Genomic DNA, 24552 nt, shown 5'->3' with positions numbered 1-24552 from the left:
GCCGTTGCCTCCGACTGGGCGGCGATGGAAGGTCTCATCGTCGATGAGAATCGCGCGCCGCTTCCCGGGGTCACCGTGGTGGTCAGCAATGCCAGCCTGGCCACCGGCGAGCGCGGGACTACCACAGACTCCGCGGGACGCTACCGGATAACCTCGCTCCCGTCGGGAAGGGGGTACCGGCTGCGCGCCTCCCTCCCCGGCTACGCGCCCATCGAATTCACCGATCTGACGCTCACCGCCGGGAAGACCTTTAACCAGGACATGCAGCTGCGACCCTCTTCGGAGCTGCAGCAGCGCATTCGTGTGGCCGGGCGCTCCGACACGGTGGACACCGAAAGCGTCACCACCTCCACCACCTTCTCCTCGAGCTTCATCGGGGAGCTGCCGGTGTTTGGGCGCGACTATCAGGAGCTGCTCACGCTCGCCCCCGGCGTGACCGACGTCGACAAGACCGGCAATCCGAACATCCATGGGGCGCGCTCCACGGACGTCATCACGCTGGTTGACGGCGTCAGCACGACGGATCCGTTCACCGGCTACTTCGGCCAGCAGCTCAACATCGAGTCGATCCAGGAGGTCGAGGTGATCACCGCGGGCGCGCCGGCGGAATTCAGCCGGGCGCAGGGCGGCTTCGCGAACATCGTGACGAAATCCGGCGGCAACGAGTTCCAGGGGACCTTCAAGCTCTTCGTTCGCAGCCATCGCGTCGACGGCGATGGCGCCGGGGTCGATCCGCCGGACCTCAGTGGGCTAGGCGGCGGCTCGAGCGTGCGCGAGATGTCGTTCACCGATATCAAGCCGTACCTGTCGCTCTCCGGCGCCTTCGTCCGCGATCGTCTCTGGTACTACCTGGCCAGCGAGTACATCCAGGAAGAGACGCCGGTGAACGCGGTGACGCAATCCTACGTGACGCGCACCACGGGGCTTCGCGAGTTCGGCAAGCTGACCTGGCAGGCGACGGCGGCACAGAAGCTGGCGCTCTCGGTGATCTTCGATAGGACCCAGGACGAGGACCAGGGTCTGGGGAGCTTTACCGCCGTCGAATCGGGTTACACCTTCCGCCGCGGCGGACCGACCTACACCCTCAAGCACTCGGCGCTGCCCAAGTCGACCCTCATCTTCGAGACCTCGGCCTCCTGGTTCGACAATCGTTTCCAGGTCGTCCCCACGATCGACGCCGACACCAACGGCAACGGGACGCTGTTCATCGATTACAACCAGAATGGCATCCTGGAGGCAAACGAGCGGGACCCCGGGGAGGACTATGACTTCGATGGTGCGTACGACATCCACGAGGAGCTCTTCGCGAGCCGCCCCGACGCTCAATACGACCTGGACGCGGACGGCCGCCGCACCACGCAATTCGGGTGTGAGGGGCGGGAGCACGAGGACCTCAACTGCAACGGCTCGATCGACCGGGAAATAGATCTCGACCGCGACGGCACCGTGGATCCGGATGAGGACACGGGCCTCAATCTGCCCTGCGCCCAGTCGGCCTTCGGCTACTGTCTGGGCGCCTCGCGGCCGGTGGCCGCCGGCACCGCCGGCAACGGTGTCTTCGACACGGAGGACGCCAACGCGAATGGGCTGCTGGATGTCGTGGCCGATTCGGGGCAAACCCCTTTCCCCTTCTGGAACGACGTCAACGGTAACGGCCTTCCGGAGGCGGGGGAATATCGCCGTCCCCAGGCCCCCGACCGCGACTACCTACAGGATTCCTACGGACGTACCTCCGGACCCTATCCCTACAGCCACGACGACCACCGCTCACGCCTGACGCTGAGGGAGGACTCCTCGGCCTATGTGGGAGATCTGTTCGGGACCCACGACCTTCGAATGGGCCTGGTCTACGAGCAGGAGAGCTATGCCGGCTACACCGAAATAAGGCCAACCCTGTTCGCACAGGGGCTGCAGACCCGGGTTGCGACCAGGCACACCCCGAGCCAGACCCCAAGAGGCTTCTTCGGGTTCTTCGCCATTCCCGTGAGCGGCAACCCGACGGCGGACGGGGATAACTTCGGGGTCTACTTCCAGGACAGCTACAAGCCGGTCCCCAATCTTTCGATCGGGTTGGGGCTGCGGCTGGACGTCGAGCGTCTCACTTCCTCCGGCTACACGCCGTTCGATCCCGCCGAGGAGCGCCGCGCCTACGATGGGCTGCTGCTCGCCGCCGGCTCGGACACGAATCCCTACGATCAGGTGGGCACCGCCGGCCTCTGTGGGGACCCTCTCGCACAGTGTCAGGGAGTCACACCCAACCTGCGCATCTCCCAGATCTACTCCGGGCTGAAAGCGGCTGCCCCGAAGCGTCTCGCCCGGCATCAGCTGAGCCGGGAGCTGCTCTCGCCGTTTCTCGAAAAGCTCCTGGGGAGGGCTCCCACGGCGGCTGACTTCCTGGCCAGCGGCATCAATCCCCGCCGGCCCGAGACGGTGGAGCTGGAGAACCATAACCTCGCGCCCCGGCTGAGCGTCTCCTGGGATCCCTGGGGAGACGGCAAGACGAAAGGGTTCATGTCGTGGGGACGCTACTACGACAAGCTCTTCCTGCAGTCGATCGCTCTGGAGCAGGGGCCCGACCAGCTGTCGCGCTACTACAGCTTCGATTTCGACGGCGTGAACAGCCAGACCGGGAAGCCTGACCGCCAGATCGGCCCGGTCATCTCCAACTCCCCGGCCTCGATCACCTCGGTGGACCGCGATTTGTCCACCCCTTACAGCGACGAGATGACGCTGGGGTTCGAGCGGGAGATTGCTCCGGAAGTGTCGTTGCGCCTCACCTATATCCGCCGGGATTACCGGGACCAGCTGCAGGATGTCGACATCAACCACTATCAGACGATCGATCCCGTCACCGGAATGCCACGAGATGCCCTCGGACAGGTTGTCTGCGGAAGCGGCGGTGACGTCCCCGTGCGGAACCAGTGCCTGCCCATTCCTGACGGGCTACCCGATCTCTACGTGCACAACTTCTTTTTCAATCGCATCTTCCACCTCGGAAACAGCAATGCCCAGGAGTACCGCGGATGGGAGCTGGAGCTGGTGCGGCGGCTCAGCCGGAAATGGCAGCTCGAGGGCAGCTACACCTGGTCCGAGGCGACCGGGGACGCGGAGAGCTATCTCTCCGAAAGCGGCGACGATCCCTCGCTCGTCGAGTACGAGCACGGCTACTTGAGCTACGACCAGCGGCACGTGGTGAAGCTCAATGCCATTGCCTATCTGCCTGGGGATTGGCGGATCGGCGGCAGCGCCCAGTGGTCGTCGGGACTGCCCTATTCGGAGGTCTTCAACGGCCGCGCGCTGGACGACGCCGGCTTCGCCCAGGGCAGGGTGGTGTACGGGCACATCGACCAGAACGGCACCGGCGCTCTGGTGCGGGAGGGACGCAACATCCATCGCAACCCGGCGTCTTATCTGTTCAACGTGCGGGTGCAGAAGAACTTCGTCCTCGGCAAGGCATCGGCGTCCGGTTTCCTGGAAATCTATAACCTGCTGAACACCGACGACCTGCGGGTTTACCAGGTGGAATGGCTGCAGTTCGGCGAGATCGTCCACACGGTCGAGCGTTCCATCGCCACGCGCGATTTCGGCCGCCGCTTTCAGTTCGGGTTCCAGGTCTACTTCTGAGAATCGGCCCCCACACGACAGACTCGGCCTGACCATCAACCTGCCATCGCGGCCACGGGCCCTTCCGAATGGTTGCTATGGTCACAGGAAAAAGAAATCCCGGCGGGCGGCCTGGAAGCCGCCGCGCCGGGACTTTTCCCTCTCTCCGGAATTACCTCAATCCGAAGGCGAAATCGATCGTCGTGTTGTCGGCGAGGGTGACGCGGTAGACGTAGGTGGTATTCGCGATCATCATCTTCGTCGACATGTTGAAGATCCACTGCCTGCCCGTCGGATCCCAACGGAAATCGGTGTCCGGGGTGGTGGAGAGGACCGCCTCGTCCACGTCCGTGGCCGTCCCGTAGGTCTTCTGGATCAGCCGGAAGCTGCTCACCACACCGGACGACCCGACGGAAACCCCGTTGGCATCGCACACCCGGAATTTCGCCGGGACGGTGCTCTTCTGCTTGAAGACGCTGGTCCCGTCGGCGTTGATGGGCTGGAGGATCGTGTGCCCGGTCGAATCGAGACAGGCGCCCAGGCTGGCGAACTGGACGTTGTAGGACTTCGTCAGAGTCGCCTGGTTGCCTGCGAGGTCCGTGCTCGTGACCGTCACCGACTTGGAGCCGATGCTGGCGGTATCGAGGCTGGCGCCATTGGCCAGCGATCCGGAGCAGGTGCTGACGCCGGAAGTCGCGTCGCTGCAGGAGAATTGCGATGCGACCACGGAGTTCAGGACGTAGCCGCCCGATCCCGGAGAGGTGATGGAGATCACCGGGGCGGTCTTGTCCAGCTTGATGGTCTTCGGCGCGGCGCTGGTGCTGAGGCCGGCCTGGTTGGTGCAGGAGCCGTTGAAGGTGGCGCCGGTGGTGTCGCTGGTCTGGTATTGATCCCCGGTGCAGCTGACCGGGCCGCTGATCGAGTCGGAGCCGTAGGCACCGATGGTGACGTCGCTGATGTACCAGCCGTTGGAACCGGGCGTGCCGGAGATGACGCCGAGCTGAGCGCTCGGGCCGGTCTTGTCGACTTTGACGGTCAGGGTGGCGCCGGTGATCAGGCCGGCGTCGTTCGTGCAGGAGCCGCTGAAGCTGGCGCCGGTCGTTTCATCGTTTTGGTGCTGGTCGCCCGTGCAGGTGACGGGTCCGCTGACCTCGTCGCTGCCCGACGTGCCGATCGTTACGTCGCTCGTGTACCAGCCGTTGGAGCCGGCCGTGCCGGAAGTAACGGCCATCTGAGCGCTCGGGCCGGTCTTGTCGACCTTGACGCTCAGCGGCGCGGCGTCGGTGCTGAGCCCGGCGTCGTTGGTGCAGGAGCCGCTGAAGATGGCGCCGGTCGTCTCGTCGTTCTGATGCTGGTCGCCCGTGCAGGTGACCGGTCCGCTGACCGAATCGCTGCCCGAGGTGCCGATGGTTACGTCGCTCGTGTACCAGCCGTTGGAGCCGGCCGTGCCGGAGGTAACGGCCATCTGAGCGCTCGGACCGGTCTTGTCGACCTTCACGGTCAGAGGGGCCGCGTCCATGCTCTGTCCCGCAGCATTGGTGCACGAGCCATTGAAGGTGGTTCCGTCCGTCTCGTCGCTCTGGTGCTGGTCGGCGGTGCAGGTGACCGGACCGCTGACCGAATCACTGCCCGACGTGCCGATGGTGACGTCGCTGACGTACCAGCCGTTGGCGCCGGCCGTGCCGTCCGTCACGGCGATCACCGCGTTCGGACCCGTCTTGTCCACCTTGATCGTCAGCGGCGTTGCCGGCGAGATCAGCCCGGCTCCGTTCGTGCAGGAGCCGAAAAACGTGGTCCCCGCAGTATCGGTCGTCTGCTGCTGGAGCGGCGTGCAGCTCACCGGACCGCTCATCGAATCGCTGCCCGAGGTGGCGAGGGTGACATCGCTCGTGTACCAGCCGTTGGCACCGAGCGTCCCGGAGGTGACCGCCAGCGAGGCGCTGGGGGCCGTCGCATCGCGCTTGATGGTGACCGACCGGGAGCCCGTTCCGCCGGCGCTGGTCGCGATGCAGGTGAAGGTAACGCCGTTGGTGTCGGCGCTGACACTGCTGGCGCCGCATCCGGACATGTTGGTCACGCTCGATTCCGGATCGCTGACGCTCCATCCGACGCTCACATTGCTCACGTACCAGCCGTTCGTCCCCAGCAATCCGGTGACGTTCGGGGTGATGACCGGCGCCGTGCTGTCATTGTTGCAAACTCCCGTGACGCTGAACGCAATGGTCGTGGCGGTGTCGTTGAAGGTGGCGTCCCCCGCGAACTCCGCCCGCAGGGAAGCGGCACCGGGCGCGACCGTCAGGCTCACGGATGCCACGCCGTTGGAGCCGGTGATCCCGGTGGCGCTCTCCGTTCCCAGGGTAAAGGTCACGGGCTTGCCCGCAAGCCCGGCGAAAGGAGAGTTGTTCGGGCCCGTCTTGAACTCCAGGGTAGCGCTCGCGGTGATCGTGGAGCGGCAGGCGCCCGAGCTGGGACTCATCGAGGAGGAGGTGATGCGCGTCGGCGTCCCGTCGGTGAAGGTGTTCATGGCCTCGGAGACGCTGCCTGAGGCCACCAGATAGAAGCGCACCCCCTGATGCTGCCACTCGGGGGAGAAAGTGGTGTCGTGAATCGCTCCCGTCTCGTCGGCCGTGGTGCTCCACGCCAGCTCCTCATGGAGCTCCGGCACCTCGTGCAGCGTGATGCCGACCGTCTCGCCCGGCTCCCAGCCGGAGCCGGTGATGGTGACGATCGTGCCTGGCGCGTAGTCTTCCTTGTCGGTCTTGACGGTTGCGAAAGAGTAGACCTCGGTGGATCCGCCACCCGCCGACAAAGCAACGCCTTCCTGCGACAAGGCGCTCGCAATTCCGCCCGAATGGGCCGCGTGCTGCGCCGAGGTGGCGACGAACGTGCCGCTCGCGGGGCGGAAGACCTCCGCGATCGCATCAGATCCCGAGGCGCCGCCCAGAATCAGGACCGAGCCGTTATCGGGGAGCACTACGGAGCGATGGCCGCGGCGCGCGGCGGCCATGCCGGCGGTCGGGGTCGAATCGGCGAAAGCGTGGGCATCCACGATCTCGGCCGAAGCAAGGTCGGCGGAGCCGTCGGAGCCGCCGGCCAGGAGGACCGAGCCATCCAGCAGCCGGCTCGCGGAGTGCTCCATTCTCGCGGCAGCCAGGCTGGGTCCCTGCGCCATCGAATCGGTGGCGGGGTCGTAGACTTCGGTCGTGGACAGGACCGATGAACCGTCCGAGCCGCCGGCAATCAGGACCCGGCCATCCATCAGGAGGGTGGCGCTGTGGCCGCGGCGCGGCGTGCCCAGCGCCGCCGCCGAGCTCGAGAAAGCCTGCGTCTGGGGATCGAAGATCTCCATCGAAGACAGAATCGCGCCCCCGTTGTTCCCGCCGGCGAGAAGCACCCGCCCGTCTTTCAGCAGGGTGGCGCTGAACTCGGTGCGCGGCGAAACCATGGGCTCGGTGGAGGTCCAGGAATCCGAAGCCGGATCGTAGATTTCGGCGCTGCCATGCGGGTTTCCGCCCCAGCCGACACCGCCCGCGATGAGGACCGCTCCGCCCGCGAGCTTCACCGCCTGATGGCCGCCGCGCGCGTGGGACATCGAAGCGACCGCGACAAACTCGCCGTCGGAGGTGAAGACCTGCGCCGCCGCGCTCGGTTCTTCCCCGTTCATGCCGCCCGCGATCAGGACCCGCCCATCATCCATCAACGCCGCGCTGGCGTCCGGCCGGACGTCAGCGGACGTTGAGAGCAGAGTCCAGCTCCCGCTCGGACCGCGCGTAATGATGCTGCGCGCCGGAAAGACCGCGACCACCACGATCAGCAGGAAAATGACCAACGAAAGCCGACCTTTCGTCATTACCTTTTCTCCTTCGGTCACCGGACCGGTTATCCAGGTGTTTCCAATTGCGCAAGGCAGAGAGCAGTGGGGGAGAAAGGCAATGACCATGCCACGGGGCATTTCGCCGCCGTGCTCGTCGACACGTGCCGCTAAACGCTCGAATCACGAAGGATGAGTCAGCTTTCCTGGTGACCTGGATCTGGACGGGGGGAGAATTGATCCTGCAAAGCGTTGCAGATATCTGCAAGGCTCGGGCGCATCCGAGGTGCACGCGGTTGCCGGCGGAAGCCGGCGCGGCGGCACCAGGAAATCACCGAGTGAAGGGGAGCCCCTTCGAGGGATTTCCCGGCGGTTGCGATCGGCTGGAGGATCAACAGGCCGGAAACCGCAGGAAGAACGACCCGAGGGATGGAGCCGGCGGCCGGGATTGAACCGGCGACCTACTGATTACGAATCAGTTGCTCTACCGCTGAGCTACGCCGGCCCGCCGAGCGGCCGATGCCGGCCGCTCGAACTCGTCGCGAGTTTCGAGCCTGCTCCGAAGGGGCTTTAGATTAGCCGCTGTGCCGAATTCGAGTCAACTGCCGATCGGCTGCTCGAGCGCGGATCCACCGTAGGTTGATCCCTCGCATCAGCACGCTCCGATGAACCACCTGCGTCCGTCCACCCACCACGGCGAGCCAGCGATTCGGGTCTTTCCTCCATCGTTTCCCTGCGCATGGCTGCTTAACCTAGCAGACTGCGAGTTTCGCCCACCACGCTCCATGGGGCGAAGCCGTTCCGAATCAGGACTCGCAGGACCGGTTGAGTACCCCCCCCCAAAGGCTCAACACACTTCCACGGGGGAGGCGAGGAGGAGGATTAAGGATGCGCCCTGGTTTCCGGATTCCCACCGTAATGGCCGCGCTTCTCGTGCTCGGTCCTGGCTTTAGCGAAGCGATAACCGTAGAGCGGCAGATAGAGCAGCCCAGGATCTTCCCGGTCCCGGTGCTCGTAAGAGCCGACATTCTCATGCTGGCCTGCGAGCCGCACCATACGACCATCAGGACGACCGGGAGCGTCCAGCTGCCGGGCCTCGACCTGGGGCTGTACTTCAGCAGCTTCGAAACGGGAAGCTATGGTCTTGGAGATGGGCTGGAAGACGCCCACCCGCCGGAGGAGACTCCGGTGCCGCCCGTGAGCAAGCCGCCCGTGAGCAATGCCTACCTGTGGGTGCAGTTCGCCGATGCAGCCGGAAAGCCGCTCAGCAAGCAGATGTTCGTCGGGCGATGCACGGAGGGGGCCTTCCGGATCCAATCCATCCTGGTTCTCCCCGTCATCGCGGATCCCCATCCCGGGCTCGCGCGGGTCTCGTACCGGAAAAAGCCCGACATGAGCCCCGGCGGTCCGACGGCCCTGGCGGGCGGACTCCATGTCCGCTTCATCTTCTGGAGCGTGGAGAGTCCGCGCGATACGGCGGGACATCTGATCCAGCCTGCCTCCATCGATGCCAAGCTTCTCGAAGCGGGGGCGGCTTTCCGCATTCCGAAGCAGCCCGTCGCTCCCTCGGTGCGCCGCGGCGAGCAGCTTCTCGCCGGACTGCCCGGACGCCGGAGAGATTCAGGCAATCGCGCGGAGCCGATGGCCATCAAGGAGAAGGGGGGGGCCGCAGCCGTCCCCTCTACCTGAACAGCAGGCAGAGCGCCAAAAAAAAGGCGGGGTCCGAAGACCCCGCCCTCTCTGTGGATCGCTCCGCTTACGGGCAGTTCAGGGCGGACGCCGGATCGATGTAGGGCCCGAACGTGTACGGGATGTTGATTGGCCCCGCATCGGTCCGCGCCGTGTGCAGCAGCGCCGGCTGGCCGTTGAACTGATTGTGCGTCAGCGTGCCGCCGGCCCCGGCGTTGGTGAAGGCCGCCGCCAGGTAGTAGTAGAGGCCGGCCGCGCAGATGCCGCGCGAGGTCTGAAGCGGCTTGCACTGGGCATCGGTGGTGCAGGGCATGTTGATCGTCTGCTCCTCGCCCTGGCAGAAGAAGCCCGGTGTGGTGGAATCGAGGAATTCCACCGGGTGGGGTGGATGGACGAGCGAGGCCGGCTCGCAGATGTTCAGAGGCGTCACATCGATGTTGCACGATGAGGTGTTCGGGTCGGCGCAGTTTCCGCCCGCGCCCTGGAACTCCTTGAACTTCTGGAGCACGCCGGTGCCGCCTCCGGAGCAGGTGCCCGGGTTGCCCGGGAGGCTGCATTCGGAGTTTGTGAAGCAATTCTGGCCGATCACCGGACCGGTGACGCAGGTGCCGTTGCCCACCAGGCGCCCGACGGCGTCGGTGCGCAGCAGGTTGTGCCCGTAGGTGGAGGGGAGCATCGGACCGATCGTGTACTGCAGCGAGGGAGGCACCGGCGGCGAGCAGGTGGTCTCCCCAGTCGGCTGATCGAGCAGGTTCGGGACGGCGATCACCGTCGGAGCGGTCCCCGACAGGATCAGATCCGGCAGGGTGACGGGGAAGGGGATGGCCGGACAGATCCCCTGCAACGCCGAGGTGCCTCCCGCCAAGACACCGTTCAGGTCGAAGGCCGCCGAGGTGCAGGAGAAGTCGGTGCCGCAGCGCGCTTTGGCGGTGTACTGCGCCAGCCCGCTGAACGATGAGACGTAGGAGGTCGTGGTGGACCAGTCCTGCACCACCACGCCGTCCTTGAGGAACTGGAACTGCAGGATGCCGCTCTTGCAGCCGCCGGGGTTGTCGGTGCCGAGAGCATCCAGGCGGAAGGCCTCGCCGGGCACCAGGGCCCCGTCGCCGTCGCTGTCGATCAGGACGAGCTTGGGAGTGATGCCGTTGCTGGTCCCGAGCGCTTCGTTGCAGTTGGCCGGGCTGTTGAGGGCCGGGCACTGGCTTCCCAGCGGCAGGCTGGTCGGCTCGAGCACCGGCGAGAACTGCGAGGTGATGGCGCCGGTGATCTGGACGCCGTCGATCCACCAGCCGTCGTCGTTGAGACCCACGTCGAAGGGAGGCGAGCTTCCGGGCGGCTGCAGGTAGGACTCCCAGCCGTTGGCGAACTCCCAGACCTGCCCGATCCAGCGGATGCGGACGCGCTGGCCCATGTACAGCGCCAGGTTGAACTTGCTCTGCACCCAGACGCCGTCGCCGCGGCTGCCCAGCGAGCCCGGTCCCTGGGCCTGGAAGATGTCGAAGGTGTTCGCCCCCAGAACGTTCCCGGAGTGCGACCAGACGCCGTCGGGGAAGCACATCGTCTCGCCGAACACGGTGGGATTGGTCGACTCAGCGGCGTCGGCCGGGGTGAACTCGCAGTAGCCGAACCAGGAGAAGACCTGGGAAGTGTGGTCGTAGACGTTCTGGAACGGCTCCAGCTTCATCCAGCGCCCGAAGCTGTCGGTCGCGGGGGCGGGATTGGTGTCGACCTGAATCTGCACGTCGACATAATCGCCGGCCTGACCGGGCGCGAAGTTGACCCGGTTGTCGTCCAGCAGATCGACGATCTGGTAGAAGGACATGAACAAATCGTCGACGCCCGGACTGAGCGTCAGGTTGATCGGGTTGGTGACGAAAGCCGCGACCTGTCGGAAGTGCACCGTATCGCCGGCCCGGCTGGTGGTATTGGTGTGCAGCCCCCAGTGGCCTGACTGATCGCCCTGGAATGCCTTGCCCGAGTCGGGCGAGGACAGGCCATGGATGTGCCAGTCGTTGTCGTTGTCGGGATCGATCTGGCAGCCCGAGGCCGGGGTCCGGCCCAGAACTTCCACGAAGCCGAAGCAGGGCTTGCCGGCGATCAGGTTCGGGCCCGAGCCGCTGTTCATCAGGAAGCCGATCGTGCCGGGGAACCCGGTGGTCGTCTCGAACCCTTCATAGATGAGACCGGGCAGGCACTTCCCGTTCGGGTGCACTCCGTCCTGGCAGTTGGCATCGGTGGCACAGGTGGCCCCCGGGGTCGTGCTGTCCACCGTGCACTTCGCCGGCGTGTAGGCCGGCGGAGCGCCGCCCGGCAGGTCCAGATCCTCGATGAAGGAAATCGGGATGGTGCGCTCGGTGCCTCCCGCCTGGTCCGAGTTGAGGGTCAGCGTCAGGTTGCCTCGCGCCGGGTTGGTCACGTCGGTCGTGTTCACCGTGGGCGAGATGACCATCTCGAAGTAATCGCCGTCCGCCCCGAAGGCGGTGCAGGTCGATCCGGGGCACTCGGAGTTGCTCGAGCAGCGCTGTCCGGCCTTGATGCCGCCGGCGCAGGTCCCCAGGTTGCGCGTATCCAGCGTGGCTCCCGCCGCCAGCGACGGGATCCGGATCGTCGTGTCGGTGATGCAGGTGATGTCGGGATCGCCCGTCGAAAGCGACAGCGTGACCCCCGTCAGGTTCAGGTTCGAGATGTTCTGCAGCACCAGCCGCACGCGCACCATCTCGCCGGGGTCGGCGAAGACGTCGTTGTCGCCGCAGGGCTGGTTGCCGGCGGCGCCGCACTGCGACACCTCCGGCAGGTCGCGCACCAGCGTCTTCAGAACCACCAGGTCGCCCAGCGGCACCTTGTTGCAGGAGACCGCCAGGGCGAAGAAGGGGCCGTTCTCCACGTCGTCCGGGATGCCGTTGCGGCTCTCGTCGAAGTTCCCCGAGGGATCGCAAACGTCCCCCAGACCGTTGAAGTTCCCGTCGGCCTGGACCGGGGGATTGCTGCCCGGCAGCGTGGTCGGGTTGGAGGCGACGGGGCAGTTGTCGAAGGTGTCGCGCACCGCATCCTTGTCGACGTCGTCGTTCCAGGCGGAGCAGGTGCGGGAGGTGGTGCAGGCGCCGCCGGGGCAGTCGAAGTTCAGGTAGCAGCCGAGCCCGGCGCGCGTCCCGCCGGTGCAGGTGCCGCTGCAATCGCCGTCGCAGGCGTCGCCCAGCTTGTCCACTATCGCGCTGGTGATGGGGTCGAGCCGGTCGGAGTTCGCCTGGGTGGCGTTGCTCACATTGACGCAGTTGTCGACCTTGTCGGCGATGCCGTCACCGTCGATGTCGCTGTTGTTGTTGCAGGCGGTGCCGACCGTCCCTCCGCCGGTGCTCTCCTGGCCCGGATTGTAGACATCGGGGCAGTTGTCCACCTCGTTGGCCACGCCGTCGAAGTCGACGTCGTCCCAGTCGCAGCGATCGCCCACGCCGTCGGCGTCGATGTCGACCTGATCGGCGTTGGACAGGAACGGGCAGTTGTCGCAGATGTCGCCGACCTTGTCCCCGTCCCCGTCGAGCTGCGTCGGGTTGTAGACGGTGGCGCAGTTGTCGCCGGTGTCGTCGATGGTGGCGGCATTGCAGGTGCCGGCGCCGCAGTCGGCGTTGACGGAGCAGACCAGCGCCGGGTTGTTGCTGCAGTGCTTCTGGGCGCCGCACTTGCCGTCGGCCCCGAACTGCGCGGGAACGTCGTCGGCGGTGCCGCAGATGCCGTCGCGGCCCTGCGCGGCGTCGATGCCGTCGCCGTCCAGGTTGAGGAAGCTGGACTGCCCGAAGACGCCGTTGTGGTTCGAGTCGCACAGCGGGTCTTCATAGGCGGCGAAGATGTTCTGCTCGCTGGAGGGAACGACGAAGACGGTGCCGGGGGAGTTGAAAGTTCCCGACACGGTGATGGTCCCCTTGAAGATACCGGTGTTGATGCCGGTCTCGGTCGCCACCCCCACCTCGCCGGGGAAGGGATCGGCGTTGGAGAAGGCGCGGAACTGGACCGTGTCGATGGTGGTCGGAGTGCCGCGCGCCGGGTCGGAGTTGACCTTGGGATCGTTGATGACCACCTGCAGCGCCTCGTCGCAGTCGTACAGGTTGGTGCGGTCGACCGACAGGGTGGCGCAGGGCAGTCCGGCGGCAATCTGTCCGGGCGTCTGGATGCAGGTGCCGCCTGGACACTGGGCGTTGGTGGCGCAGCGCTGGCCGTTGGCCGAGCCGCCGCTGCAGGCGCCGCCGATCAGGTTGCAGGAGGGGGTCGTTTCGGCGAGCGGGTGTACCTCGTCCCATTCGAAGACCACGTCGTCGATGCCGGCGCCGTAATCACCCACGGAAGCGCCGCCGGACCCCTCGAAGGTGAGGAAGCCCAGGCCGATCTGGAAGCGGTTCCCGGAGTCGCCCGGAACGTAGAACTGCAGACCGGTGTTCTCATAGCCGACCAGGCCGATGTCGACGTTGCGCGAGGGGCCCGCCACCGTGTCGGTCCCGGCATGCACCTCGTTGGGGCCCGGGAAGGGGCGCAGGTTGGTCGGCGCCACCGGGATCTTCGGCTTGACGGCGTAGGGATTGAGGCTGCCGCTGTCGATGCCTGGGAAGCCGGTCTCATCTCCGGTCAGCGTCGGAGGCGCGCCCGCCAGCGAGTTGTCCGGATCGGTCGTGGGGCCGAAGGTGACCTGGTTGTAATTGGTCTGCGTGTAGTAGGGGTCCACCGGACCGAGCAGGCTGCTCAGGTAGTAGCTGAGGCCGTCGCCGCGCAGCGGCTCGCCCATCAGGACGTTGGGATAGTCCTTGTCGACATTGTTATCGATGTCGGTGAACAGGGTGGCCTCGGCGTCGAACTGCACCGTGGCGTTGTAGCCGAGGCGCTGGAATTCGACGGTGAAGGGGAAGCCGTTGGCGTCGAGGCCCTGGTGGACCTTCTGGATGACCGGGCTGAACATCACGTCGTAGAGGGCCTCGGCCCGCGTCGCGGTCGCCGCGTTGAAGGCGATGCCGTAATTGCCGCAGTCGGTGACGTCGGCAGATGCGGTGCCGTTGCCCGTGTGCCACATGCCGGGGGTGAAGCCGCCCAGCCCCGCGGGAATGGCGGCGCAGGGAGACGGCCCGCCGCCGTCGGGGTCGTTGCCCGGCGTGCCGTTGGCCAGGACGCAATTGGCCTTGCTCTGCGTCTGGAAGCCGCAGCGCCCGCTGGTGACGTAATGCCAGATGGGCAGCGTCGCCGGAGAGGTGCCGATGTTGGACTGGGGATCGCGCGCCGTGTACCAGCCGCCGTTGTTGCGATCGAAATCCCACGGGATCAGGTCGCCGGCGGAAGGACTGCCGGTGGCCAGGATGCCGCGGTCCAGCACCCCGTTGCTGTTGGCGTCGGCCGACGGGATGAAGACTCCGCCGACCGGATAGGCCTCGTCGCCGGCCTGGATCTGGTTGTTGATCTTCGCGGTAGACGGGTCGGTGAAGAACAGCGACGAGAAGGTCACCGTCTCGTCCACGGCACCCAGCGTCAGCCCGGGACGGTCGTTCGGCTCGATCACCAGGCTGCGGTTCAGGTCGCGCGCCACGGGGCTGCCGCTGCCGGCGGGGAAGTCAGTGGAATAGTGGAACGCCTCCAGATTGGAGGCCACGGCGTGCGTGAAGGAGAAATTGGCCTGGGACAGCAGCGTCCCGCCGGTCCCCTGGCTAAGCGCCAGCTTGAGGACCACCTTGTTCCCTTCGGTCGTCACGTCGGTCGCCACCTTCAGCGAGAAGCTGATGCCGACCGGCTGGCCCGCGGGCATCCGGCCGATGTCCTTCGGCGAGTCGAGGACGGTGACCTTGGTGGAGGGGGTGACGCCGTCGGCTCGAAACACCGACAGGCTGGCGATCACCCCGGTGTACTCGTTGAGGATCGAGTTGTTCACCACGGCGATCGAGTAGGTCACCGTCTCGCCGGCGTCGAGGAACTGATCGTTGTCGCAGCCGCCGAAGATCAGATCCGCCGCGTTGCGCCCTCCCGGGTTGCCGAAAATCCCGGCGAGGAGGTCGGGCTGGCAATTCACCGGCGCGATGGCGATGGCGTCGCGCGGCGTGTCGGTGGCCGTCACCTCGAGCTTGTAGCCGCTGTCGGCTTCCAGGATGCCGTTGTTGGTGGCGCCGGTGCCTCCGCTGATGCGCCGCACGGGCAGGTTGATCGACGAGAAGTTCTGGTTGCCGATGTCGGTGAAGGAGAGGTTGGTCTCGGTATCGACCACGGTCCCGACCGCGTTCTTAACCCGGATGGTGACGGAGGAGCCGAGGCCCGTCGCGCTGGCGTCGACGTCCATCAGCCGCAGCCCGGCCGAATCGGAGCAGGTGTAGCCCGCCTTGTCGAAGCGGACGTAGCTCTGCGGGTAATTGGCGTGCGCCGGCGGGTTGAAGACGCCGGGGACGGTCACCACCGGGCCGGAGATGGCCAGCCCGTAAGTCTGGCCTCCGGTATCGAGGATGCCGTCGGCATCCATGTCCTCGCCGCAGGCGCGCCCCGGATCCGCTCCGGTGCAGTCGCCGTTGCCGGTGCAGGGGGCTCCTTTGTTGACGCTCTTGTTGTTGCAGACGTTCGAGTCGAGGTGGAAATTGGCGTTGGCGTCCTCGGCCTGGCTGATGTTGGCGGTGATCTGGCCGGGCGTGGCGCCGCCGGAGCCGCGGAAGACCTTCACGGTCCAGATGCCGACCTCGAGCTGGTTGTCATTGGTCGCCACGTTGCGATCAGGATCGCTGGAAAGGTGGATCGCCTCAACCGGGTTGCGCTCATCCGAGATGTCGAGCGAGCCGTTGAGCCGGCTCAGGCTCCACTGTCCCACCACCGAGTTCAGGGGGTTGTAGTTGTTGCCGTCGTAAATCTTCCCGGACGGGGAGACCAGCTCCAGGTCGAGGTCGTTCACCAGCAGCTCGCCCGGCGGATCGGCCCAGGCCAGGGCGGCGCGCACCTGCCCCACGTTGGAAGTGACGCGGAACTGATGGTCAATCTCGATGCGGGAGGTGTTGTTGATGGTCTGCTCGTTGGTGCCGATGCGGTCCCACACGACCAGGCCGGGCGCCGGGTACTCGGGGGTGTCGGGCTCGCCGATCGGCAGATTGGGCCAGTTCACGATCGGCAGCACCTGAGAGACGATGGCGCGCCCGAATCCCTGCCGGTTGTTGCCGATGTTGCCCGCGATGGGAACGACGGTGGCGCGCGTCGTGTCGGCCAGGACGTCGCTGCCGTCCAGGCCCTGCGCACCGGAGGTCAATCCGATGAGCTCCTCGGAGAAGTTGGCGGAGGCCACCAGCAGCGCCTTGACCAGCGCTCCCGAGATGTTCGGGACCCTGTCGGTGTCGACGCGCGTGCCGGTCGGATAGAAGCCCTGGGCGAAATAGTCGCGTGCCAGCGATGCCTGGCCCGTCAGCGTGGCGGCGGCGAAGGAGGTACCGCGGTTGTGCTGGTCGAGGGCCGCTTCCACCGTCCCTTCCTGATTGTTGTCGGTGGAGCGGAAAGCCGCCATCCCATAGGTGAGCGGCCCGCCGCCGGTGGGGGTCCTGTCGTTGCCCACCCCCGTCAGGATCGGCGCGGTGCGCAGCGATGCGGCGGTGGCCGGCCCCTTGGAGGTGTAGTTGGTGACGTTCTCTTCCTCGTTGAAGTCGCCGAACATCGTCTGCACGTCCTCGCAGACCGCTCCGGCCGTCACCGAGTTCTTGGCGGTGGCGGGAGGCGAGATCTGCAGCGGCCGGCAGTTGCCGAGGCCGCACTGCGGATCGCTCCCGGCGCTGGAGACGCCGTCGAACAGGTCGGGAATCTGGTCGCGCCCGTTGATCAGGTCAGCGCCGGCGTTGCCGACCGGGCTGAACACCTGGTAGTCGAGGTTGTTGGCCAGGAAGGTGTCGACGGCGCTGGCTTCCGCCGTGTAGATGCCCAGGCTGCCGCTGCTGGTCTGGGTGGAGAAGTTGGGGACGGCGAAGGGCATGACGTGCAGGCGGGCGCCCGCGTCGCGCGCGGCCACCATCCGGTCGGTCAGGTTGATCGGGTTGATGTTGCCGCCGTGCTCCACCAGCTCGGCGATCGGGCACTCGGGATCGGCCCCGGCGTCCTGAACCACCACGCGCGAGCCGCGCGCGATCCCGTCCATGTTGACGTTGGTGCGCACGTAGCCGGGCAGCGGAGTGACCGTGGCGAAGGCGCCGAGGGCCGAGCCGTTGCCCCCGATGATGCCCGCCACCACGTTGCCGTGGCTGTTGGACCCCGAAAGCAGCCCGTCGCAGGTCTCCCCGAGCGTCGCGCCGGGGGAGTGGCTTCCGATCAGCTGGTAGGCGACCACCTTGCGGTGCGTGCCGCCGTTGATGAGGCCGACGATCTGGGCCAGCGTCAGGGCGACGTTGCTGTGGGCGAAGGAGACGGCGTCGGTGCTGACGCCGGAGTCGGTGATGGCGAAGATCTGCGGCGGCACGGCCGAGCCCAGGCCCAGCCCGCCCCCGTCGACTCCCATGTCCCAGTACGGCGTCGCCCCGCCGGTGTGCTCGACCTCGCCCACCTGTGCCGTGGTATGCACCTCGGCCGCGGAGAGGAGGAACTCGAGATCTTCCTGGATGGACCGGATGCCGGGGATCTCCGCCAGGGCGGCGACCTTCTCCGGCTTGCTGCGTAGGGCCAGCGTCCCGTCGCTGATGCCGCGCACCGCGACCAGATCGGCGCCCAGGATCGCTCCCGCTTCTTTCGCCACTTCATCCGCCGAGAAGCCGGGCCAGATCTGCGCCACCAGCTCGAGCTCGCGCGACATGGCGCGCAGCCGCGACAGCAGCGGCGTGGTTCCCAGCTTCGGATCGACCTTGAAGCCGGCCGGATAGACGATCGAGGCCTCCACGAAGGGGGCCTTGCGAATCGCGGACAGCGCCTCGGCCCCGCCCACCAGCACCCAGCCGCGATCCGGGACGCTGCTCACCACCGCGATCCCGTGCTCCCGCAGCTGCTCTTCGATTCCCTCGACGCCGTCTCTCTGCAGCGCCGCCTCGGATATCTGCACCAGCAGGACGTCCTTGCCCGAGCCGGCGCGCGGCTCCTTGCGGCCGCGGAAGGCGGCGGGGAGGAAGTCGACGTTTCCCGACTTCTTCAGATCGACGAATCCGGCCGAGGTCTCGATGAGACCCTGGCGCGCGTTGGGCGGAGGAAGCTTCGGCGTGAAGCTCTCCCCAAAGGGATTCAACCCGAACGGACGGTCGTGCAGCTTGGGCTGGGTGCGCTTGAAGAAATTGAGCGCTTCCTGGTCGATGTCACGCTTGTCTCCCAGCTCCACGTCGGAGTGGATCGCCGGCTTGACGGCCCAGCTGTGAAGGGAAGCAACGGTCAGAAGGGGAAGAAGCGCGACAACGAGAAGGAGGAACTTGCTGCTGGAGCGGACGGAGAGAGTTGAACTCAAGCCTGCCTCCATTTGGATCCCGCCGGAGCCGGTGGCAGGCGCGTGGGTCACGACGCGAGCGCGTCGTACCGGCTGTCTGAGCCCCCCCTCTGGCGAGACAGAAATCCGGGAACGCCGTTGCCTGGGTGACCCCCGAGAGAGAATTAGACAAACCGCCTGTTCCACTCCTTCCCGCTGGGGAATCGGCGGATTCGGCGGCATCGAGCCCTTATCAGTGTGCGTAATGATACGATGAACCGCCTTCTTTGCAAGCCTTTTCCGCGGGTTGGAAGGATCAAATAAAGGTTTGCGGGCAAGCTGGAAGCTGTAATGGACGCGGTCTTGACCCGGCAGCGCAGGGACTCGCCGGAGAGGCTTGAAAAGCGGGGCAGGACCGTCATGGCCGGCCAGCTGTCCTCTAAGCACACGGGTTTCAAAGGCTTGCGTCGAGACCGCAAGAGAAACCGACGCATCGATTCTCCAGGAGCCGCCATTGGGAACGAGGTATCCATCCAGAATCGTCTGCCTGACCGAGGAAACGACCGAGGTCCTCTACCGGATTGGCGCCGGTGATCTGGTGGTGGGAGTCTCGGGATATACCGTCCGCCCGCCGGAGGCCCGCAAGAAACCGAAGGTTTCGGCTTTCATTCAGGCCAACCTGGAGAGAATCCAGGAGTTGAAGCCCGATCTGGTCCTGACCTTCTCCGATCTGCAGGCCGACATTGCCCGTGATCTGGTGCGCCGGGGAGTCTGGGTCGTGGCATTCAATCAGCGCAGCGTCGAGGAGATTCTGCGCATGATCCGGATGCTCGGCGGGATGGTCGGAAGGGAGGAAGATGCCGAGTCGCTCGCCACGCAGCTGGAGGACCGGATCGAGGATGTGCGGGAAAAGGGAGCGGCGCTGCTGCGGCGCCCGCGAGTCTTCTTCGAGGAGTGGCCCGACCCGCTCATCTCCGGGATACGCTGGGTCAGCGAGCTGGTGGAGATTGCCGGCGGCGAGGAGATCTTCCCGGAGCTGCGCGGCGAGCAGGGAGCGAAGGGAAGGATCGTCAGCTTCGAGGAAGTCATCCGGCGCGAGCCGGAGGTGATCATCGGCTCCTGGTGCGGCCGCAAGGTCCGCTTCGACACGATCCGCTCGCGGCCGGGTTGGGACTGTGTGCCGGCGGTGCGGCGCGACAAGCTCTACGAAATCAAATCAGCCTTGATCCTGCAGCCTGGTCCGGCGGCGCTGACCGACGGGCTGGATCGCCTGCACTCCATCCTCGCCGAGGCCTCGCTGGGCTGAGGTAACCACCCTCCCCAAGTACAAGTGCCGGCCCTTCACGCGCGGCGGTTCTGTGGCCGCCGCGTGCAAGGGTGCCCCTGCCCGAGCTCAGGATCAGGGCGCTTTTCGTCGGTTGACTCTAGGAAGGTCCCGCGAAAGATTCGGCGAGGGGTGGCGCGTCGGCGCGCACGCGGCAGGTTATCGGCGCATCGGAAGGTTCGGAGCGCAGCTCCTGACCCGGCTTGCAGAGCGCGGCGCGCACCACCCCCAGCGCGAGCCAGCGGTTGCCATCGGGCGCGGGCGCCGCGCTGGTGATGATTCCGGCATTCTGCTCGCCATCGAAGAGAGGAGCCGGCAGCCGGGGGATCCCGCCGCTCAGCTCTAATCCGACGAGACGGCGCTGCACCTTGCGGTAGGTGTGCAGCCGGGCCACCACCTCCTGTCCCAGGTAGCACCCCTTCTGCAGATTGATCGCGCGATCCAGGGAAACTTCCCAGGGATTGAACTCCTCGCTCAGCTCGCGTCCAAGGGCCGGAAGCATCGCCTCCACCCGGAAGCTCTCCAGATCGCTTTCCGATGCGGGCGCGCCCCCACCGTTCAGCAGCGCGCCTTCCACCGCCCCGAGTGCGTTTCTATCGAAGACCAGGCGGAAGGTGTCCCCTTGCATCGGAAGGATGCGGGCGACACGTCCGTCGACTCCGGCGATTCGGCAGGGCCGATGATCTCCGATGTCTCCGCCGGGCAATGGGTCCCCCGTGGCCCGCTCGAGGACAGCCCGCGCGCCGCCGCCGAAAAGAAGACCGCCTGCCAAATCCTCGTCGCACCGCAGCGTCACCTCTTCGCGGAACAGGTAGCCGTCCAGGAGCGCTCGAATGGGCTCCGCGTTTCCCGGGGAAGGGATGAGCAGGACCGCCTCATCGAGAACGAGCGCCAGGACGAGATCCATCACGCGGCCCCGCGTGTTGAGGAAGACGGTGTAGCGTCCCTGCCCCGGCGCGGCGCTCAGGAGATCGTTGGTGGTGAGGCGATGGAGAAAGTCGATCCGATCCTTGCCTTCCAGACGGACGGCAGCCGGGGCGGGGAGCCAGGAGAGGAGGGCGCGCTCCGGGCCGGCGGTGCGGCCAGGGCCCTCGGGCCCTGGGGCGGATCGGCGCGCGGCGGGAATCACCGGGCTACTCGTAGTCGACGAATTCCGGGACGACCCGCTGGGGCAGAAGCCCGGAGGCATGCCCTTTTTCCAGGAACAGCGCGATCGCCTTCCGACCCGAGGATCCGGCCTCGCGGGTGAGATCGTTCACGTACATTCCGACGAACCGGTCGGTCAGACCGCGCTCGAGCCCCCGCCCGAACCGCATGGCGTAGGTGAGCGCCTCGTCCCGGTGCGCCAGGGAAAAGTCGATTGCCTCCCTGAGGATGCGCGCCACCTGGCGGCAGCGCGCCGCGCCGAGGTCCTTGCGGACCAGGTTGACCCCGAGCGGCAGCGGCAGGCCGGTCTCTTCCTTCCACCAGGCCCCCAGATCGGCGATCGGGTGCAATCCCAAGGCGCGATAGGTGAGCTGGCCTTCATGGATCAGCAGCCCGAAATCGCTCTTGCCCGAGAGCACGTGATCCGGGATGGCATCGAACGGGACGGTGCGGGTGGTGACCTCTCCCGCGAACAGGCGCAAGGCGAGATAGGCGCTGGTGAGGGTCCCCGGTACGGCGATGGAGGCCCCCCGCAGATCGCCCGCCATGGAGGGCCGCCGGCCGACAAGGAGCGGGCCGTAGCCGTCGCCGAAGCTGCCGCCGCACGGCAGGATGGCGTAGCGCGCGGATAGATGACCATAGGCATGCACCGAGGCCGCGGTAATCTCGATGTCGCCGTCCAGCGCCATCCGGTTCAGCGTCTCGATGTCCTTCAGCACCTGCTCGAAGCGCAGGTCGGCGGTATCGAGCTTTTCGGAGGCCAGCGGGTAGAACATGAAGGCGTCGTCGGGATCGGGGCTGTGCCCCAGCCGCAGCGTCAGGCTCTGCAGGGCGGAGCCTGCGTGGCGGCGGACGATCCCCGGGAGATCCGAGGCGATCTGCGAATTGGCAAGCACCTCGTCGGCGCCGGCCGCTCTCGCCTTGTCGCGTCCCGCCAGGTCCATGTGCGACCCATAGGCGACCACCGGCACGCCGGCCGTCACGGCGGCCGCCTTGAGAGCCTGGATCGCCTGCAGCCCCGCCTCCCCGCATCGCGAGTAGTCGATCAGGATCAGGCGCGGAAGGAGCTCGGCCGCCACCTCGGTGAGACGCTCGCCGCTGGTGAAGGCCGACGGAATCCCGGCGGCGCGCAGGACCGCCTCGATGCGCGAGCGGAACATCAAATCGTCGGTGACTCCCAGGACCGGCCGCTGCTGGCTCAAAGCTCTCGTCTCCCCTCGGATCGAATCAGAAGTTGATGAGAATCCGGCCCGCCAGCGCCAGGCCCACCAGCAGGCTCGCCGCTCCCGAGGCCGCCTGCAATCCGAGATGGATGCGCCGCGAGCGCCTCTCCGCAGCCTGCAGCGGGAACCCGAGGATCCAGCTCAAGGCGGCCATGCCGGACAGCGTCCCGGCCGCGAACAGCGCCAGGGCGAGCAGCGCCGCGGAAGGGGTGGGCGAGGCGGCCAGGACCAGAAGCGTGGCCGCGCCCGTGCCCGACAGGCCGTGCAGCATGCCGACCCAGAAAGGGCTCCGTCCCGGCCGCAGGAGCGGCTCGAGGTGCCGGTGGCGGTGCGCCGGCTCGTCGTGCGCGGCTTGGCCGTGTTTTGCTTCGCGGGCGTGGAAGTGGAGGTGTGCATGGAGCCAGCCGTCGTGCTCGTGCCAGTGGACGTGGGCCTCATCCCGGCGCGTCAGTCGCGACAGGATCCGCGCCCCGAAGAAAATCAGCAGGGCCGCGACCGCCAGCTCCAGGATCGACTCGAGGCGCGCCGGGATTCGCCACCCCAGGAAGATCACGGCTGCTCCGGCCAGCAGCAGCGAAGCCGCGTGGCCCGCTCCCCAGCGGAAGGCGATCTCCACCGGGCGCGGCTGCTCTTTCGATCGGCTCCGGCCCCGCAGCGCCGCGACCGCCGCCAGGTGATCCGGCTCGAAGGCATGCTTCAGCCCGAGCAGGAAGCCGAGCAGGATCGGGAGCACCGCCTCTCTCACGGCGCCGCCTCGTCGTGGCGCGAAGCCTTGGCCTGGCGCGACGCATGGTACGAGGAGCGCACCAGGGGGCCGGCCTCCACGTGGCGGAACCCGAGCGGCGCGGCTTCCTCGCGGATCTCCTCGAATTCCGCCGGCGGTACGTAACGCTCCACCGGGAGGTGTCCGGTCGTGGGCTGCAGGTACTGTCCGATGGTCACGATGTCGACGCCCGCGGCCCGCAGATCGGCGAGCACTTCGCCGATCTCCGGCCGTGTCTCGCCGAGGCCCAGCATGAAGCCCGACTTGGTGAGCGCGGCGCCGGCGCTCTTGGCGCGCCGCAGGAGCTCCAGGGAATGGGCGTAGATCGATCCGGGGCGCACCGTCCGATAGAGGCGCGGCACCGTCTCGATGTTGTGCGCGAAGACCTCGGGAGCGGCCGACAGCACGATGTCGAGCGCCCCGGGAGCACCGCGGAAATCGGGGGTGAGGACCTCGACCGCGCAGCCCGGGACACGCGCGCGAATGGCGCCGATGACCGCGGCGAAATGGGCCGCGCCGCCATCCGGGAGGTCGTCCCGGTCCACCGAGGTGATCACGGCATGAGCCAGCCCCATCTTCTCCACCGCCTCCGCCAGGTGCGCCGGCTCAAGGGGATCGACGCGGCCGGGCGTCCCGGTCATCACGGCGCAGAAGCCGCAGCGGCGGGTGCAGACGTCGCCCAGGATCATGAAGGTGGCCGTCTTCTCGCCCCAGCATTCATAGATGTTGGGGCAATGCGCTTCCTCGCACACCGTGTGCAGGCTCAGCGAGCCCATGGTGCGCCGCACGCTCTGGTAATTCTCGTTGGTCCGGATGCGGATCTTCAGCCAGGCGGGCTTGGGAGAGCGCGCCGCCCCCGGGGGCGGCTCCGGGGCCACGAAGCGGCGCCGCGTGGGCGGGCGCTTGGCGGCGCCCTCAACCTCCGACATGCTGGACCTCTGCCGCCGCCAGACCGAAGGCGCGGCCGAAATGGGAGGCCACCGACGGGATCACCTCCTGCGGGCTCACCGGCCGGCCGAGCAGGCGCGAGAGCGACGTGACGCCGCGATCGCGGATGCCGCACGGGACGATCAGATCGAAGCCCTTCAGGTCCTCGGCAACGTTCAGGGCGAAGCCGTGCGAGGTGACCCAGCGGGAGACGCGCATGCCGATCGCCGCCAGCTTGGCGCGCCCCACCCAGACCCCGGTCAGCCCCTCCTCGCGGCGCGCCTCGATGCCGAAGTCGGCCGCCACGGCAATGAGGGCCGTCTCTACCCGCCGCAGCATGCCGTGCAGGTCGCGCAGCGGGGGAGGGAGGAGCAGGATCGGGTAGCCCACGAGCTGCCCTGGGCCGTGGAAGGTGACGTCGCCGCCGCGCCCCGCCTCGAAGATCTCCACGCCCTGGCGGCGCAGCTCGTCCTCCGGAAAGCGCAGGTGTGCCGGATCGGCGCTGCGCCCCAGGGTCACCACGGGAGGATGCTCGAGCAGCAGGAGCGTGTCGGGAGCCTTGCCCTGCTGCCGGGCGCGCACCAGGTCTTCCTGCAGGAGGACCCCCTCCGCATAGGGGACCGTCCCCAGCCAGCGGACCGCCAGCGGGCGCACCGCGCCCGAGGCTTGCTTTTCCGGAGTGCCGATGATTAGAACGGGATGCAT

General features: G+C 67.1%; 10 protein-coding genes and 1 tRNA gene. 3 read left to right on the top strand and 8 right to left on the bottom strand.

The window, feature by feature from the left end; genetic code table 11:
• Positions 1-24: 24 nt before the first annotated feature.
• Positions 25-3624, top strand: a complete 3600-nt coding sequence (locus VFW45_14265) for a TonB-dependent receptor (GenBank protein HEU5181949.1) — start codon at positions 25-27, stop codon at positions 3622-3624.
• Positions 3625-3775: 151 nt separating this feature from the next.
• Here the strand turns inward: VFW45_14265 and VFW45_14260 are convergent, their stop codons facing one another.
• Complete coding sequence (locus tag VFW45_14260) at positions 3776-7453, bottom strand: kelch repeat-containing protein (protein HEU5181948.1); 3678 nt, start codon at positions 7451-7453, stop codon at positions 3776-3778.
• A 391-nt stretch (positions 7454-7844) separates the two neighbouring features.
• Positions 7845-7919, bottom strand: a tRNA-Thr gene (locus VFW45_14255).
• Between the two features lie 383 nt (positions 7920-8302).
• Here VFW45_14255 and VFW45_14250 point away from each other — a divergent pair.
• Positions 8303-9103 (top strand): hypothetical protein, encoded by an 801-nt coding sequence (locus VFW45_14250; GenBank protein ID HEU5181947.1) that lies wholly within the window; start codon positions 8303-8305, stop codon positions 9101-9103.
• Between the two features lie 67 nt (positions 9104-9170).
• On the opposite strand, the gene VFW45_14245 is transcribed toward VFW45_14250, so the two are convergent.
• The gene (locus tag VFW45_14245) at positions 9171-18506 is read right to left on the bottom strand and encodes a thrombospondin type 3 repeat-containing protein (protein ID HEU5181946.1); all 9336 of its coding nucleotides are present in this window, start codon (positions 18504-18506) and stop codon (positions 9171-9173) included.
• A gap of 472 nt (positions 18507-18978) precedes the next feature.
• Between VFW45_14245 and VFW45_14240 the strand changes: the two genes are divergently transcribed.
• On the top strand, positions 18979-19770 hold the full coding sequence (locus tag VFW45_14240; GenBank protein HEU5181945.1) for a cobalamin-binding protein: 792 nt from the start codon (positions 18979-18981) through the stop codon (positions 19768-19770).
• A gap of 118 nt (positions 19771-19888) precedes the next feature.
• Here VFW45_14240 and VFW45_14235 read toward each other — a convergent pair whose 3' ends face one another.
• Genes VFW45_14235 through lipB form a run of 5 tightly spaced genes read right to left on the bottom strand, consistent with a single transcriptional unit; the run spans position 19889 to position 24552 of the window.
• Positions 19889-20917 (bottom strand): glycine cleavage T C-terminal barrel domain-containing protein, encoded by a 1029-nt coding sequence (locus VFW45_14235; GenBank protein ID HEU5181944.1) that lies wholly within the window; start codon positions 20915-20917, stop codon positions 19889-19891.
• Positions 20918-20921: 4 nt separating this feature from the next.
• The gene (locus VFW45_14230; protein ID HEU5181943.1) at positions 20922-22136 is read right to left on the bottom strand and encodes an MqnA/MqnD/SBP family protein; all 1215 of its coding nucleotides are present in this window, start codon (positions 22134-22136) and stop codon (positions 20922-20924) included.
• Positions 22137-22161: 25 nt separating this feature from the next.
• The gene (locus tag VFW45_14225; protein ID HEU5181942.1) at positions 22162-22902 is read right to left on the bottom strand and encodes a high frequency lysogenization protein HflD; all 741 of its coding nucleotides are present in this window, start codon (positions 22900-22902) and stop codon (positions 22162-22164) included.
• The gene (gene lipA / locus VFW45_14220; GenBank protein ID HEU5181941.1) at positions 22899-23849 is read right to left on the bottom strand and encodes a lipoyl synthase; all 951 of its coding nucleotides are present in this window, start codon (positions 23847-23849) and stop codon (positions 22899-22901) included. The genes VFW45_14225 and lipA overlap by 4 nt, the downstream gene beginning before the upstream one ends.
• Positions 23836-24552, bottom strand: a complete 717-nt coding sequence (gene lipB, locus VFW45_14215; GenBank protein HEU5181940.1) for a lipoyl(octanoyl) transferase LipB — start codon at positions 24550-24552, stop codon at positions 23836-23838. The genes lipA and lipB overlap by 14 nt, the downstream gene beginning before the upstream one ends.

This window comes from Candidatus Polarisedimenticolia bacterium, assembly GCA_035764505.1.
Taxonomy (GTDB): Bacteria; Acidobacteriota; Polarisedimenticolia; order Gp22-AA2; family AA152; genus AA152.
The sequence above is the reverse complement of the archived record's forward strand: the minus strand, read 5'-3'. Positions and strand labels throughout refer to the sequence as shown.